Origin of the sequence: Thioalkalivibrio sp. ALE19 (genome assembly GCF_000428605.1) — a bacterium.
Classification (GTDB): domain Bacteria; phylum Pseudomonadota; class Gammaproteobacteria; order Ectothiorhodospirales; family Ectothiorhodospiraceae; genus Thioalkalivibrio.
In genome coordinates this window covers 21,335-35,577 of record NZ_AUAG01000007.1, presented here as the reverse complement: position 1 = coordinate 35,577, position 14,243 = coordinate 21,335, and the positions used below count along the sequence as shown (strand labels likewise).

The window sequence follows — 14,243 nt, the reverse complement described above, 5'->3', positions numbered from 1 at the left end:
AGCTTACAACAATCCGGGCCGATGCCGCCACGGCCTGTGCAGGGAACGGGAATGGGTTCGACAACCGGATCCGGACAATGCGATCAGGGTTATAGCAAGGCTGCGAAAATGGTGTCAAACGCCGGTCGCCGCTCCCTGCGACCGGCTCGACAAAAGTCCTCGCCCCGGGCCCTCTCCCCCGGGTGTGTGGACGGATCAGTGATGCCGGACCCGGCCACGACCCCGCGAGGGTTTCTTCTTGCCGGAAACGACTTCCTCGGCGGGCGCCTCGCCCTCCGGCGACTCGCCGGTACGGGCTTCCGGCATCTCGGCCAGGGCGACTTCCAGAACCTCGTCGATCCAGCGCACCGGGCGAATATCCAGCTTCTGCTTGATGTTCTTCGGGATATCCACCAGATCCTTTTCGTTTTCCTCCGGGATCAGGACCGTACGGATACCCCCGCGATGCGCCGCCAGCAGTTTCTCCTTGAGCCCGCCGATCGGCAGCACCTGCCCGCGCAGGGTGATCTCCCCGGTCATGGCCACATCCGCACGGACCGGGATGTTCGTCAGCGCCGAAACGATGGCCGTGCACATGCCGATCCCGGCCGAAGGACCGTCCTTGGGTGTGGCGCCCTCGGGGACGTGGATGTGGAGGTCCTTGTTCTCGTGGAAATTCTCTTCCAGGCCGAGGGCAGCAGCGCGGGACCGGACCACCGTGAGCGCGGCGTGGACCGACTCCTGCATCACGTCACCGAGCTTGCCGGTCTGCTGGGTCTTGCCCTTGCCGGGCACCACCGAGGACTCGATGGTCAGCAGTTCACCGCCGACCTCGGTCCACGCCAGACCGGTGACCTGGCCGACCCGGTCGGCCTCGTCGGCCTGGCCGAAGCGGTAGCGCCGCACGCCCAGGTACTTGTCCAGGGTCTTGGGCGTGACCGAAGTCATGCGGTCGGCGTCCTTGCCCTTCGACAGGGTGCGCTGCTTGACCACCTTGCGGCAGATCTTGGCGATCTCGCGCTCCAGCGCACGCACCCCGGCCTCGCGAGTGTAGTAGCGGACCACGTCGCGCACCGCCGCATCGGAGATGTTGATCTCGCCCTTCTTCAGACCGTTGGTCTTGATCTGCTTGGGGATCAGGTAGGTGTGCGCGATGTTGACCTTCTCGTCCTCGGTATAGCCGGACAGACGGATCACTTCCATGCGATCCAGCAGCGGCCCGGGGATGTGCATGCTGTTGGCCGTGGCCACGAACATCACGTCCGAGAGATCGAAGTCGACCTCCAGGTAGTGGTCGCTGAAGGTGTGGTTCTGTTCCGGATCCAGCACCTCGAGCATCGCGGAGGCCGGATCCCCACGGAAATCCATGGCCATCTTGTCGATCTCGTCGAGCAGGAACAGCGGGTTGCGCACCCCGACCTTGGACAGGTTCTGGATGATCTTGCCCGGGAGCGACCCGATATAGGTGCGCCGGTGACCGCGAATCTCGGCCTCGTCACGCACCCCGCCCAGCGCCATGCGCATGAACTTGCGGTTGGTGGCCCGCGCGATGGACTGCCCCAGCGAGGTCTTGCCGACGCCGGGCGGCCCCACCAGACACAGGATCGGGCCCTTCAGCTTGCGCACGCGCGACTGCACGGCGAGGTATTCCAGGATGCGCTGCTTGACCTCTTCCAGCCCGTAGTGATCCTCGTTGAGGATCTTCTCGGCACGCTTGAGATCCTTGGAGACGCGGGTCTTCTTCTTCCACGGCAGCGACACCAGCCAGTCGATGTAGCTGCGCACGACCGTGGCCTCGGCGGACATCGGCGACATCATCTTGAGCTTGTTGAGCTCGGCGGTCGCCTTCTTCTTCGCCTCTTCGGACATCCCGGCGTTTTCGATCTTCTCCGCCAGGTCCTCCTGCTCGTTGGGTGCGTCTTCGAGGTCGCCCAGCTCCTTCTGAATGGCCTTCATCTGCTCATTCAGGTAGTACTCGCGCTGGGACTTCTCCATCTGCTGCTTCACGCGGCCGCGGATCTTCTTCTCGATCTGCAGCACGTCCATCTCGCCCTCGATCTTGGCGACCAGATGCTCCAGGCGCTCGCGCACGTTGGCGATCTCGAGGACCTGCTGCTTCTCCTCGAGTTTCAGCGACATGTGCGCGGCGATGGTGTCGGCCAGGCGCGAGGTGTCGTCGATCCCGGCCAGCGAGGTCAGGATCTCCGGCGGGACCTTCTTGTTCAGCTTGATGTACTGCTCGAACTGATTCAGCGCGGAGCGACCGAGGACCTCGAGTTCCTTGTCCTCGGTATCGAACTCCTCGTCGATCAGCTTGATGTCGGAGACGAAGTAGTCTTCTTCCTGCTCCGGATCCCCGGTGGTAGAGACATCCATCACGCGGGCACGCTGCGCGCCTTCCACCAGCACCTTGATGGTGCCGTCGGGCAGGCGCAGGAGCTGGAGGATGTTGCCGAGGGTCCCGATCTCGTGGAGATCCCCGGCGTCGGGCTCGTCCACCTCGGCGCTCTTCTGCGCGACCAGGAGGACCTGCTTGTTCTCTGCCATCGCCGAATCCAGCGCGCGAATCGATTTCTCGCGCCCGACGAACAGCGGAATGACCATGTGCGGATACACCACGACGTCGCGCAGCGGCAGCACCGCAACGCGCTTGACGGGCGATTCCACCTCGTTCTGGGAAGGACGGTCGTCGGTCATGTGGCCCCCTCAGGGCTGGGCGAATGTAGGGGGGAAATGGGGGCGACCCGCGCGCGTTTCAAGGGTCGCCCGGCCGATGTTTCCCGCTCAGGAGTCCGCGGCGGCCTGCCGGGTGTACGAGGTGTTGTCGTAAATCAGATAGGGCTCGGCGTCCCCGCGGATCACCGCCTCGTCGATCACGACCTTGGTGACCCCCTCCATGGACGGCAGTTCGTACATCGTGTCCAGCAGGATGTTCTCCAGGATGGTCCGCAGGCCGCGGGCACCGGTCTTGCGCTCCAGCGCCTTCGCGGCGATCGCGTGCAGTGCATCGTCGCGGAACTCCAGCTCGACACCCTCCATCTCGAACAGCCGTGCATACTGCTTGATCAGCGCGTTCTTCGGCTGCGTGAGGATCGTGATCAGCGCATCCTCGTCGAGTTCGTCCAGGGTCGCCTGCACCGGCAGACGCCCGACGAATTCCGGGATCAGGCCGTAACGCACCAGATCGTCGGCCTCCAGCTGCTTCAGCCAGTGATCCGAGGAGGCGTCCTCGTCCTTGCTCGCCAGCGCCGCGGAAAAGCCGATGCCGGTCCCTTTCTCCGCCCGCTGCTGGATCACCTTGTCCAGCCCGGAGAAGGCACCACCGCAGATGAACAGGATGTTGCTGGTGTCGACGTTCAGGAATTCCTGCTGCGGATGCTTGCGTCCGCCCTGCGGCGGGATCGAGGCGGTCGTGCCCTCGATCAGCTTGAGCAGGGCCTGCTGCACGCCCTCGCCCGAGACGTCACGGGTGATCGAGGGGTTGTCGGCCTTGCGCGATACCTTGTCGATCTCGTCGATGTAGACGATCCCGCTCTCCGCCTTCTCGACGTCGTAATCACACTTCTGCAGCAGCTTCTGGATGATGTTTTCGACGTCCTCGCCAACGTAGCCCGCCTCCGTCAGGGTGGTCGCGTCGGCGATGGTGAACGGGACGTTGAGCACCCGGGCCAGGGTCTCCGCCAGCAGGGTCTTGCCGGATCCGGTCGGACCGATCAGCAGGATGTTGGACTTTGACAGCTCCACTTCATCCTTGCCGGCCCGCGCCTCCATGCGCTTGTAATGGTTGTAGACGGCGACGGAGAGGATCTTCTTCGCGTCGTTCTGGCCGATCACGTAATCATCCAGGGTGTCCCGGATTTCACGGGGCCGCGGCAGCGAGGCATGCTCGGTCTGGCCGGCCTCCTGCATCTCCTCGCGGATGATGTCGTTGCACAGCTCAACGCACTCGTCGCAGATGAACACGGAAGGCCCCGCGATCAGCTTGCGCACCTCGTGCTGGCTTTTCCCGCAGAAGGAGCAGTACAGCAGCTTGCCGTCCGCGGGAGGGTTCTTGTCGTCGCTCATCCGTTGCCCTCGATTGGATTGCAATTCCTTTCGAACATGCCCCGTTTCACCGGCCGGTGCAAACGAGCCAAGTGTTCGTGCGGTCTAGGCATCAGGATCCGGATTTCTCGCCGGCTTCCGCGCGGTCGGCCAGCACGTTGTCGACCAGGCCGTATTCCTGCGCCTCGGAGGCCGTCATGAACCGGTCACGGTCGGTGTCCTGCTCGATCTGTTCCACCGTCTGACCGGTGTGCTTCGCCAGCACGCGGTTGAGTTCTTCCTTGATCTTGAGGATCTCGCGGGCATGGATGTCGATGTCCGTCGCCTGACCCTGGAAGCCGCCAAGCGGCTGGTGGATCATCACGCGCGAATGCGGCAGGGCGTAGCGCTTGCCCTCGGCGCCGCCGGCCAGCAGCACGGCCCCCATGCTCGCCGCCTGGCCCACGCAAAGCGTGGACACCTGCGGCTTGATGAACTGCATGGTGTCGTAGATCGCCATGCCGGCGGTGACCGCACCACCCGGCGAATTGATGTAGAGGCTGATTTCCTTGTCCGGATTCTCGGATTCCAGGAACAGCATCTGCGCGACGATCACGTTGGCCATGTAGTCCTCGACCGGCCCCACGCAGAAGATCACCCGGTCCTTCAGCAGCCGGGAGTAGATGTCATAGGCGCGCTCGCCGCGGGCGGTCTGCTCGACCACCATCGGCACCAGGTTCAGGCCCTGGGTATGCTGCGCACCCTGATCGCCCATGTCGTGCGTCATTCGCTCGACTCCTTGTTCGGATTCATTACGTCCTGGAAGGTGGTGGGCTTGTCGGTAACATTGCCCTGTTCCACCACCCAGTCCACCACCTGGTCTTCCAGGACGATGGACTCCAGGTTCTGCATGGCCTGCGGCTGCGTGCGGTAGTACTGCTTGACCTCTTCGGGGTCTTCGTAGGTCGCGGCCATGTTGTCGAGCTCCTGCTCGACCCGCTCGCGATCCACTTCGAAACCCTTGTCGTCGATCAGATGCCGCAGCACCAGGCCCAGGCGCACCCGCCGTTTCGCCTCTTCCTCGAACAGGCTGTCCGGCAGCGGCTGCGTCTGCTCCGCCCCGCCGAAGCGCTTCTCGGCGTCTTCGCGCAGGCGATTGATTTCGGACTTCACCAGGGCATCCGGCAGGTCGAAGCCGTGGCGTTCCACCAGCGCATCCATGACCTGCTGCTTGATCTTGCTCTTCAGCGCCTGATTCAGCTCCCGCTCCATGTTGGACCGCACATCCTCGCGAAGTTTCTCCACCGAGCCGTCCTCGATGCCGAATTTCTCCGCGAAGGCCGCGTCGACCGCGGGCAGCCGGGCCTCTTCCACTGCCTTGACCGTGATATCGAAGGTCGCGGTCCGGCCCTTGAGGACCTCCGCCGGGTAATCCTCGGGGAAGGTGACCTCGATGGTCTTTTCCTCGCCCGTTTTCACGCCTTCGAGCTGGTTCTCGAACTCCGCCAGCAGGCGCCCGCTGCCGATCTCCACCTGAAAGTCCTCGGCCTGTCCGCCCTCGAAGGCCTCGCCGTCGAGCTTGCCGACGAAGTCCAGGGTGATGCGGTCGCCCGAGGCCGCTGCACGCTCGACCGCCTGCCATTCCTTGTGCTGTTCGCGCAGGGTATCGATCACGCGATCGATGTCCTCGTCACCGATTTCGGCCACCGGGCGTTCGATCTCGACCCCGGACAGGTCGGCGACCTCGATCTCCGGGAAGACCTGAAAGGACGCCTCGAACTCGATCGGCTGACCGTTTTCCACCGATTTCGGCTCGATGCTCGGGCTGCCGGCCGGTTCCAGCCCCTCCTGCTGCACCGCCTCGCGGTAACTCTCCTGCAGGACTTCGCTGAGGACCTCCTGGTATACCCCGGCCCCGTAGCGCTGACGCACCACCTTGAGCGGCACCTTGCCCGGGCGGAAGCCGTCGAGCCGGACCCGCTTGGCGAGGTTCTTCAGGCGGTTGTCGACCTCGGTGTCGACGCGTTCGGAGGGGACCTGGACGGTCATCTTGCGGTCCAGGTTGCCAGTGGCTTCAACGGAAACTTGCATGGAGGGCCTCGTCAAATGGTTCGGAAATCGTCGTGTCCGGGCGCGGGGCCGTCGTCTCGCGGCCGGACGGGGTTCCTGGTGCGAAAGGAGAGACTCGAACTCTCACGGGTGTTACCCCACTGGGACCTAAACCCAGCGCGTCTACCAGTTCCGCCACTTTCGCCGTTGGTTTCGTAACCCGACATTGTAGCGTGTATGCATGCCGGAAACACAAAAGGCCCGCTGAACGGGCCTTGTGCCGGTCCGGGACCGGGGAGATGGTGGGTCGTGTAGGATTCGAACCTACGACCAATGGATTAAAAGTCCACTGCTCTACCAACTGAGCTAACGACCCGTGTGATCTGCAACGGGGGCGTAGTGTACGGCCCCGTCGCCAAAACGCAAGGCGGGCCGCGATCGCGGCCCGCCCGGGCAGGAAGGTTCCCGCCCCGTCGGCGATCAGATCGCTTCGAGGCTGCGCAGCTTCGACGGCAGGAGCTTCATGTCCACCAGCGAGGTGACCAGCGCCTTGCCGAAGCTGGCTTCGTCTTCGTAGACCATCTTGTAGTACTGGATCTTCATGGTCAGGGCCGCGCCGAACACGATGAAGACAAAGGTCAGGAACCCGCCGATCGCCAGCGTGGAGACCCCGGTGATGGCCTGCCCCACGGTACAGCCCATCGCGAGGATGCCACCCACGCCCATCAGGATGCCCCCGGCGAAGTGGTTCCAGAAATCGCGCAGGGACGAGAACCACTCAATGCGGAAGCTGCGCGACACCAGCGACCAGAAGAACGAGCCCAGAATCACGCCCGCCAGCGCCATCACGCCGAAATACAGGAAGCGGCTGTCGAAGCCTTCCTTCACGTAGGCCGCGCTCTGGCCCATCGGCGCGATGAAGGTGAAGGACTGGTTGTTCCAGAAACGCAGCTGGTCGGCCGGGCGCTCTTCACCGGGCTCGCCCAGGAAGTCCCAGTCGGCCAGATAGGCCGTCGGGGTGTAGGTGTCGCCCATCTCGTCGGCGATCTGCACGTTGCTGGTCAGCCACCAGGCACCGACCACCACCAGGCCGATCACCAGCCCGCCCAGGATGTTGTCGAAGCTCTTGCGGAAGTCCGCCGCCTTGAAGATCAGCGCCAGCAGCAGCACGCCGATGACCAGGCCCAGCACCAGACGCGCGGTGCCGTCGGCATCGCCCGCAACGATCGAGCCGAGATCCTGGCCGCCGGACAGCGTGATCGCGGTGGCGTCCATCCAGCCGAAGAGCAGCTGGTTGAGGGTCTCGCCGGTGCCGAACACGGACTGCGTGCTCAGCAGGAAGTAGGCGACGATGCCGATCAGGATCATCACCATCACCGACTTGATGTTGCCGCCGCCCACGCGCACCAGGGTCTTGTTACCGCAGCCCGAGCCGTAGGTCATGCCGATCCCGAACAGGAAACCGCCCAGCACGTGCCCGAGCCAGTTCAGGTTATCCATGCGGTAGGGAGGAAACGAACCTTCGGCGCTCAGCACGCCAAAGAATTCCAGGGTGCTCACGCCCAGCATGGCCACGGCGATGGCCAGCAGCCAGGAGCGCATGCGCCCGGTGTCACCCATGTTCACCCAGTCGGACACCGCCCCCATGGTGCAGAAGTTGGTCTTGTTGGCGACCGCCCCCATGATGAAGGCGAGGATGAACGTCCCGACCAGCACCGCCGTGGCGGCTGCGGAAAAGCTGGAGAATTCCATGCGTCAAACCCTCTTGATCAGTTGTCACTCGGGCTGCACGACCGACCGGAGCAGGGCATCCGGTTTCGCCGTTCAGGGCCGCGCAGCATACATCGACCACCAGACGAGATCGAGAGAGGTTTCATTCCGTGCTTCCCCGGGCGAGCCTTCCGGGCCCGGAGCCGGGGCTCATCCCGCGTAACGGGTGGGATCGGGGATCCCGGCCGCGGCGAAACCGTCGGCACGCAGGCGACAGGAATCACAGGTGCCACAGGCCCGCCCGTCCGCATCGGCCCGGTAACACGACACCGTCAGCGAATAGTCCACCCCCAGACGCGCCCCTTCGCGGATGATCTGCGCCTTGCTCAGATGCATCAGCGGGGCCTCCACCGACCATGGCGCGCCCTCCACACCGGTGGCCGTCGCGACGCGCGCCAGCGACTGAAAGGCCTCGATGAACGCGGGGCGGCAGTCGGGATAGCCGGAGTAGTCGACCGCGTTGGCGCCCACCACCAGACGGTGGGCGCCCAGGGTCTCGGCAAACCCCAGTGCCAGCGACAGAAACACGGTGTTGCGCGCCGGCACGTAGGTCACCGGGATACCCTCACCGCCGGCCTCGGGCACCTCGATGGCCGAGTCGGTCAGCGCGGAGCCACCAATGGCAGTCAGGTCGACATGCACCACGCGATGGTCGGCCACCCCGGCGGCCGCGGCCACACGCCGCGCCGCCTGCAGCTCGGTGGCGTGGCGCTGCCCGTAGTCCACCGACAGGGCGTGGCATTCCAGCCCCTGCTCCTGCGCCAGCGCCAGGCAGGTGGCCGAGTCCAGTCCGCCCGACAGCAGGACCACGGCGCGTTCATTCACCCCCGTGGCCATCAACGCCCCGGCTCGTCGCCCCACAGCCACTTGTGCAGCTGCACCTGAAAACGTACCGGCAGGCGTTCGGCCACGATCCAGTCGGCCAGCAGCCGCGGCTCCAGCTCGCCATGCACCGGGGAAAACAGGACTTCCACCGCCGGATCCAGTCCCATCCCGGGGAGGGCTTCAAGGGCCCATTCGAAATCCGCCCGGTTGGCGAGCACGAACTTCAGCTGGTCGCCCTCCCCCAGATACGCGAGGTTTTCCGTCCGGTTACGCCCGGACTCGCAGGACGCGGGTGCCTTCCAGTCCATGACCAGCCCGGCGCGCGGATCCACGTCGCTCACGTCCATGGCACCGGAGGTCTCGATGGTGACCGCCAGGCCGGCATCGCACAGGCCCGTGATCAGGGCACGGCTGCCCGGCTGGGCCAGCGGCTCGCCCCCGGTGACGCACACGTGGCGCACCCCCTCGCCCGCCACCCGCTGCAGCACCGTGTCCACGTCGGTGGTCTCGCCGCCCTCGAAGGCGTATTCGGTGTCACACCAGCGACAGCGCAGCGGGCAGCCGGTCAGGCGCACGAACACCGTGGGCCAGCCCACCTGCGCCGCCTCGCCCTGCAGCGAAACGAACATCTCGCTCAGACGCAGCCGGGGTGCGCCCCCGGACGCGGAGGCCGGTGCCGTGGTGCGGCGCAGCGGTGCTTCCACGCTCACGAGCCGTCCATCCGCTGCAGGCGTTCGCGCGCGAGGCGATCCAGCGTGGTGCCGCCGTATTCCTCGCGCACCTGTTCCAGCGCCTCGCTTGCGGCCTCGAAATCCTCGAGCTCGTAATGCGAGTAACCGATCTTCAGCAGGGCATCGCCCTGCTTGTCACTCTCCGGGAACTGCTCACGCAACCGCTGGAAGTCTTCCAGCGCGGCCTCGAAATCGCCACTGGCATATTTGGCTTCGGCCAGCCAGTACCAGGCGTTGGCGGCAAAATCCCCGTCCGGGAACCGCTCGATGAACGCCTCCAGCTGCCGGATCGCCCCGGCATAATCCCCGTCCATCAGGACCGAGAAGGCCTCCTGGTAGGCCTCCTGCTCGCCCGCGTCCGGCAGATCGAAATCCACCACTTCTTCTTGCGGCGCCTCGCCTTCGCTGGCGACACCGCCGGCCTCCAGCGTCGCCAGCCGCTCGTCGAGATGAGCAAACTGGTCCCGCTGGCGCTCTTCCAGGCGGTCAAGGCGGTGATTCAGGGTATCGACTTCTCCGCGCAGATTGCGCAGATCCCGCTGGATTTCCTCGACGCCGCGCAGCATGTCCGCCAGCGCACTGGAATCCAGCCTGCGTTCGATGCGATCCAGCCGGCGGTCCAGCTCCCGCACCTGCGACTGCGTCGCCACGATGCCGTCTTCCTGCGCCAGCACCGGGGGCCCGGCCAGCAGCAGGACCGGAAGCATCCCGGCCAGCAGGGCGCCCCGAAGGGCACCCTGCGGGAAACGCTGCCCGGCCCGCCGCCGAATCGCCTGCATGGGACGCGCATCCATCACCATCATCACTGCCGACGGTCGTAGACCAGTTCCACGCGCCGGTTCTGCGCCCAGGCCTCTTCGGTCTGTTCGAAGGCCACCGGCATTTCCTCGCCGTAGCTGACGACCTCGATCTGCTCGTCCGCGGCCCCGTTGAGGTTCAGCACCCGACGCACGGACTGCGCGCGACGCTCGCCCAGCCCCAGGTTGTATTCACGGGTACCCCGTTCGTCGGTATGCCCTTCCAGACGCAGCCGCGCACCGGGGTTGGCCGCGAGATACTCGGCATGCGCCTCCAGCATCTCCTCGTACTCGCGCTTCACCTCGTCACGGTCGAATTCGAAATACACCAGGCGCTCGGCCAGCAGGCTGTCCGGGTCATCCAGTGCCGCGGCGTCCAGACGCCGGTCCTCGCCCAGCCCGCGTGCCTCGCGCTCGCGCCGCTCGCGGGCCTCACGCTCGGCCTCGGCTTCGGCTTGTGCCGCCTCACGTGCCTCGCGCTCGGCCGGATCCTCGGCATCGCGCACCGGCTGGGCGCAGGCCGCCAGCGAGCCCACGACAAGGGCGAGAACGCCCCAGCGAATCAGGTGGTTCATCGTTTGTTTCCTCAGGGTGTTGTCAATCATCAAAGAATCCGCGCAGACCCTCATTCGCCGAGTGGCGACCAGGCCGGTTCACGCACCTCGCCATCCCGGCCCTCCAGCCGCTGGTGTACCCGGCCATCCCGGCTCACCGAACCCAGGACGCCACGAGTGCCTTCGCTGATGGCGTACAGAATCATGCTGCCGTTGGGAGCAAAGCTTGGGGATTCGGCATTACCGGAATCGGTCAGTCGCGTGACACGACGGTCGCCGAGATCCAGGCGGGCCAGACGGAAGCCGCCATCGCCCCCCTCCACATACACTACCGAATCACCATCCGGGGACACCGTGACACCCGCCGCATATCCGCTCTCGAAGGTCAGGCGCCGGACATCCCCGCCGTCGGCGTCCATGCGGTAGATCTGCGGTGCCCCGGCACGGTCGGAGGTGAAATAGATGGTCCCGCCGTCCGGCGACCACGCCGGCTCGGTCTCGATCGCGGAGGACCGCGTCAGCTGCTCCAGGTCCCCGCTCTGCAGATCCAGCCGATAGATATTGGGACTGCCGTCGCGCGACAGGCTCAGCGCCAGGTAGCTTCCGTCCGGCGACCAGGCCGGCGCACTGTTGATTCCCCGGAACCGGGCCAGGCTCACCCGTTCGCCGCTGCGCACGTCGTGGCGGAAGACCTCGGACTGGCGGTTCTCGAACGACACATACACCAGTTCGTTGCCATCCGGCGACCAGGCCGGCGACATCACCGGATCCGACGAGCGGTACAGGGTGCGCGGATTCGCGCCGTCGGAGTCGGCGACCTGCAGGCGGAACTCGCGGCCGTCGCCGTCGCGCTGCACCTGGACGAAGGCGATGCGCGCACTGAACGCCCCCGGATCGCCGGTGATGGCCTCGAACACGAGATCCGACACCCGGTGCCCGCCGCGCCGCAGCATGTCGGCCGGCACCGGGATGCGCCAGCCGCCGAGGCGTTCCTCGGCAAGCACGTCGAATACATGGAAATCCACCACCACGCGATCGCCGTCCGGGCGCTTGCTGCCGACCACCACGTACTCGGCCCCGGCCGCACCCCAGGGCTCCGGAATGAAATCCGCAGGCCCGGTGGCCCCCGAAGGCAGGTCTTCGCGCAGTACCTCGAACAACCCGCTGCGGTGCAGATTGTCCCCCAGGATCCCGCTCATGCGGGTCTCCGGCTCACCTTCGCCGCGCCACTCGAACGGCGCCACGGCTACCGGGATCGCCCCCGACACGCCCTCGGTCACCGTGACCTCCAGCACCGCGTGCGCCTGGGAGGCCCCCAGCATCAGGGCAATCCCGAGCAGGCCTGTCAGGGGCCGCAACATCTTTTTCATCATTGGTGCCTGCAATGCCATTGAAACCTCACCGTCACTGCGGTTCGAACTGGATCCGGACCCCGCGCGCCGCGGCGTCGGCATCCGGCGGCTCCGGCAGGGCACGCAGGCGCTCGATCGCCTCCTCCACGGACGCGCAGAAGGCCGGCCCCCCGGCGCAGCGCTCCACCTCGAAACTGATGATACGCCCGGTCTCGTTGACCCGCACGTGCACCGTCGCCCGGTCCGACGCGCTGACGTCCGCGGGTTCGCGCCAGCGGCGCTGGACCACCGCGCTGGCCTGTGCCTGCCACTCCTCGATCGCCTCGCGGCGTTCAGCGGCCGCCTGCGCCGCCTCGCGGCGTTCCGCGGCCTCGGCCATGCGCTGCATGTCCTCTTCCATGCGTTCGCGCCGGCGCTGCTCCTCGAGTTCCCGCTCGGCTTCGGCGCGCCGCTCGGCTTCCTCGCGTGCCCTGCGTTCGGCCTCCTCCTGCTCGCGGCGCTCCTGCTCTTCCCGTGCCCGACGCTCCGCTTCCTCGCGTTCGCGCCGTTCCTGTTCCGCGCGCTCGCGTTCCGCTTCCGCCTCGCGCCGCGCCTGCTCGGCGGCCTCGCGCTCACGCTCCAGACGTTCGGCTTCTTCCTGTGCCTGCCGGCGTGCCCGCTCCGCCTCTTCCAGTGCCTCGCGCCGGGCCTGCTCCTCGGCCTCGCGCCGGCGCTGTTCTTCCAGCCTGCGCTGTTCCTCGGCGCGGCGGCGTTCCTCTTCCTCGCGCAGGGCCTCGGCGATCGCCTCCTGCTCCGCGACTTCGCGTTCATGCTGGATGCGGTCGAAGGTCTCGGCGTCCACCGCCTCGGCCTGAACCACTTCCACCTCGTCGCCGGTCGTAATCTCCAGGGGTTCCCCGGAACGGCTGTCCGGCGCAAGGTTGACGTTCAGCAACAGCGCCGCGAACAGCACGCCATGCAGCGCCAGCACCAGCAGCAGGGCAAACGGATGTTGTCGCAGCAGTTCGAACACGGCGGCCGGTTCAGTCGTCGCGCGGCGGTTCGGTGATCAGGCCCACGCGGCCGCCCCCTGCCCGCTGCAGCGCGATCATCGCGTCGATCACCCGTCCGTAGTCCACGTTGCGGTCGCCGCGCACGTAGGTCTGCGTGCCCGGGTGGTCCTCGAGGAACTGGATAACGATCCCGGTCATCTCCTCGGGCGCCAGCGGTTCATTCACCCGCGGCCCCTGGTTGAGGCTCAGCGCGCCCGCGGCGTCCACCGTGACGACCAGCGGTTCGGCCGCCTCGGTCCCGTCATCCAGCGCCTCGGCCTGAGCCTCGGGCAGATCCACTTCCACCCCCTGCTGCAGCATGGGCGCGGTGATCATGAAGATGATCAGCAGCACCAGCATCACGTCGATGAACGGCACGACGTTGATCTGCGACATCGGCCGCCGGCTGCGACGCTGACTGCGGAGCGAGGTCTTCGCCATGGTTTATTCGCCGGTCGTGGCGACCGACGCCTCGCTTGCGCGCGGATGGGACTGGCGGTTGAGCAGGCCCGCGAACTCCTCGCTGAAGTTCTCCAGCCGCCCGGCAATACGATCCACGTCCCCGGAGAAACGGTTATAGGCGATCACCGCCGGGATCGCCGCGAACAGCCCCAGCGCGGTGGCGATCAGGGCTTCGGCAATGCCCGGGGCGACCATTGCCAGGGTCGCCTGCTGCACCCCGGAAAGCCCGAGAAACGCGTGCATGATGCCCCAGACGGTGCCGAACAGGCCGATGTACGGGCTGGTCGACCCGACCGTGGCCAGGAACTGCAGATAGCGTTCCATGCCGTCCAGCTCGCGCGAGATCGCCACCCGCATCGCGCCCTGGGCCGGCTCGGCGGGCGGCATGCCGTGCTGGCGCGCACGCAGGAACTCCTTGAACCCGGAGGAGAACACATGCTCCATCGGGTTCAGCACGGTCTTGCGCCGCAATCCCTCGTAGAGATGGGACAGATCCGCGCCCGACCAGAAACGTTCCTCGAAGTCGTCGGCCGCCCGGTCCACACCGCGCAGCGTGCGCGCCTTCACGATGATGGCCAGCCACGAGAACACCGAGGCCAGGACCAGGATGATCATCACCAGCTGGACCACCAGGCTGGCCTCCATGATGAGCTGGTACATCGAAAAATCG

13 protein-coding genes and 2 tRNA genes are annotated in these 14,243 nt (G+C 66.2%); all 15 read right to left on the bottom strand.

The features are described from left to right. Positions 1-195: 195 nt before the first annotated feature. Positions 196-2,676, bottom strand: coding sequence for an endopeptidase La (gene lon / locus F787_RS0103570; protein WP_019589301.1), 2,481 nt, complete (start codon positions 2,674-2,676; stop codon positions 196-198). A gap of 87 nt (positions 2,677-2,763) precedes the next feature. Further along, entirely contained in the window at positions 2,764-4,044 is a 1,281-nt protein-coding gene (clpX, locus tag F787_RS0103565) for an ATP-dependent Clp protease ATP-binding subunit ClpX (RefSeq protein WP_018870006.1), read from the bottom strand. 91 nt (positions 4,045-4,135) lie between these two features. Next, complete coding sequence (gene clpP / locus F787_RS0103560; protein WP_018870007.1) at positions 4,136-4,789, bottom strand: ATP-dependent Clp endopeptidase proteolytic subunit ClpP; 654 nt, start codon at positions 4,787-4,789, stop codon at positions 4,136-4,138. Further along, positions 4,786-6,093 carry a trigger factor gene (gene tig, locus F787_RS0103555; protein WP_028491333.1) on the bottom strand — a complete coding sequence of 436 codons (1,308 nt, stop codon included), beginning with the start codon at positions 6,091-6,093 and terminating at the stop codon, positions 4,786-4,788. Before tig ends, clpP begins: the two co-directional genes overlap by 4 nt. Positions 6,094-6,169: 76 nt before the next feature. Next, positions 6,170-6,256 (bottom strand) — tRNA-Leu (locus F787_RS0103550). Positions 6,257-6,351: 95 nt separating this feature from the next. Continuing rightward, positions 6,352-6,427: transfer RNA gene (locus tag F787_RS0103545), tRNA-Lys, on the bottom strand. Between the two features lie 104 nt (positions 6,428-6,531). After that, positions 6,532-7,803, bottom strand: a complete 1,272-nt coding sequence (locus F787_RS0103540) for a YeeE/YedE family protein (protein WP_018870009.1) — start codon at positions 7,801-7,803, stop codon at positions 6,532-6,534. Positions 7,804-7,971: 168 nt separating this feature from the next. Continuing rightward, on the bottom strand, positions 7,972-8,658 hold the full coding sequence (gene queC / locus F787_RS0103535) for a 7-cyano-7-deazaguanine synthase QueC (protein WP_019569110.1): 687 nt from the start codon (positions 8,656-8,658) through the stop codon (positions 7,972-7,974). Beyond that, a complete protein-coding gene (queE, locus tag F787_RS0103530) occupies positions 8,658-9,356 on the bottom strand; it encodes a 7-carboxy-7-deazaguanine synthase QueE (protein WP_019569111.1) in 699 nt (232 codons plus the stop codon). Before queE ends, queC begins: the two co-directional genes overlap by 1 nt. After that, on the bottom strand, positions 9,353-10,180 hold the full coding sequence (gene ybgF, locus F787_RS0103525) for a tol-pal system protein YbgF (RefSeq protein ID WP_028491332.1): 828 nt from the start codon (positions 10,178-10,180) through the stop codon (positions 9,353-9,355). The genes queE and ybgF overlap by 4 nt, the downstream gene beginning before the upstream one ends. Continuing rightward, positions 10,180-10,749, bottom strand: a complete 570-nt coding sequence (pal, locus tag F787_RS0103520) for a peptidoglycan-associated lipoprotein Pal (protein WP_028491331.1) — start codon at positions 10,747-10,749, stop codon at positions 10,180-10,182. The genes ybgF and pal overlap by 1 nt, the downstream gene beginning before the upstream one ends. Before the next feature lie 50 nt (positions 10,750-10,799). After that, a complete protein-coding gene (gene tolB / locus F787_RS0103515; RefSeq protein WP_028491330.1) occupies positions 10,800-12,089 on the bottom strand; it encodes a Tol-Pal system beta propeller repeat protein TolB in 1,290 nt (429 codons plus the stop codon). A gap of 43 nt (positions 12,090-12,132) precedes the next feature. Then, complete coding sequence (tolA, locus tag F787_RS0103510; RefSeq protein WP_028491329.1) at positions 12,133-13,092, bottom strand: cell envelope integrity protein TolA; 960 nt, start codon at positions 13,090-13,092, stop codon at positions 12,133-12,135. 10 nt (positions 13,093-13,102) lie between these two features. Continuing rightward, positions 13,103-13,552, bottom strand: coding sequence for a protein TolR (gene tolR / locus F787_RS0103505; protein ID WP_028491328.1), 450 nt, complete (start codon positions 13,550-13,552; stop codon positions 13,103-13,105). A 3-nt stretch (positions 13,553-13,555) separates the two neighbouring features. Then, positions 13,556-14,233 (bottom strand): protein TolQ, encoded by a 678-nt coding sequence (gene tolQ / locus F787_RS0103500; protein WP_026300757.1) that lies wholly within the window; start codon positions 14,231-14,233, stop codon positions 13,556-13,558. Positions 14,234-14,243: the final 10 nt, after the last annotated feature.

Coding starts and splice junctions, on each gene's coding strand:
- lon (WP_019589301.1), bottom strand. CDS start 2,676: ATGACCGACGACCGTCCTTCCCAGAACGAGGTGGAATCGCCCGTCAAG.
- clpX (WP_018870006.1), bottom strand. CDS start 4,044: ATGAGCGACGACAAGAACCCTCCCGCGGACGGCAAGCTGCTGTACTGC.
- clpP (WP_018870007.1), bottom strand. CDS start 4,789: ATGACGCACGACATGGGCGATCAGGGTGCGCAGCATACCCAGGGCCTG.
- tig (WP_028491333.1), bottom strand. CDS start 6,093: ATGCAAGTTTCCGTTGAAGCCACTGGCAACCTGGACCGCAAGATGACC.
- F787_RS0103540 (WP_018870009.1), bottom strand. CDS start 7,803: ATGGAATTCTCCAGCTTTTCCGCAGCCGCCACGGCGGTGCTGGTCGGG.
- queC (WP_019569110.1), bottom strand. CDS start 8,658: ATGGCCACGGGGGTGAATGAACGCGCCGTGGTCCTGCTGTCGGGCGGA.
- ybgF (WP_028491332.1), bottom strand. CDS start 10,180: ATGATGGTGATGGATGCGCGTCCCATGCAGGCGATTCGGCGGCGGGCC.
- pal (WP_028491331.1), bottom strand. CDS start 10,749: ATGAACCACCTGATTCGCTGGGGCGTTCTCGCCCTTGTCGTGGGCTCG.
- tolB (WP_028491330.1), bottom strand. CDS start 12,089: ATGTTGCGGCCCCTGACAGGCCTGCTCGGGATTGCCCTGATGCTGGGG.
- tolR (WP_028491328.1), bottom strand. CDS start 13,552: ATGGCGAAGACCTCGCTCCGCAGTCAGCGTCGCAGCCGGCGGCCGATG.
- tolQ (WP_026300757.1), bottom strand. CDS start 14,233: ATGTACCAGCTCATCATGGAGGCCAGCCTGGTGGTCCAGCTGGTGATG.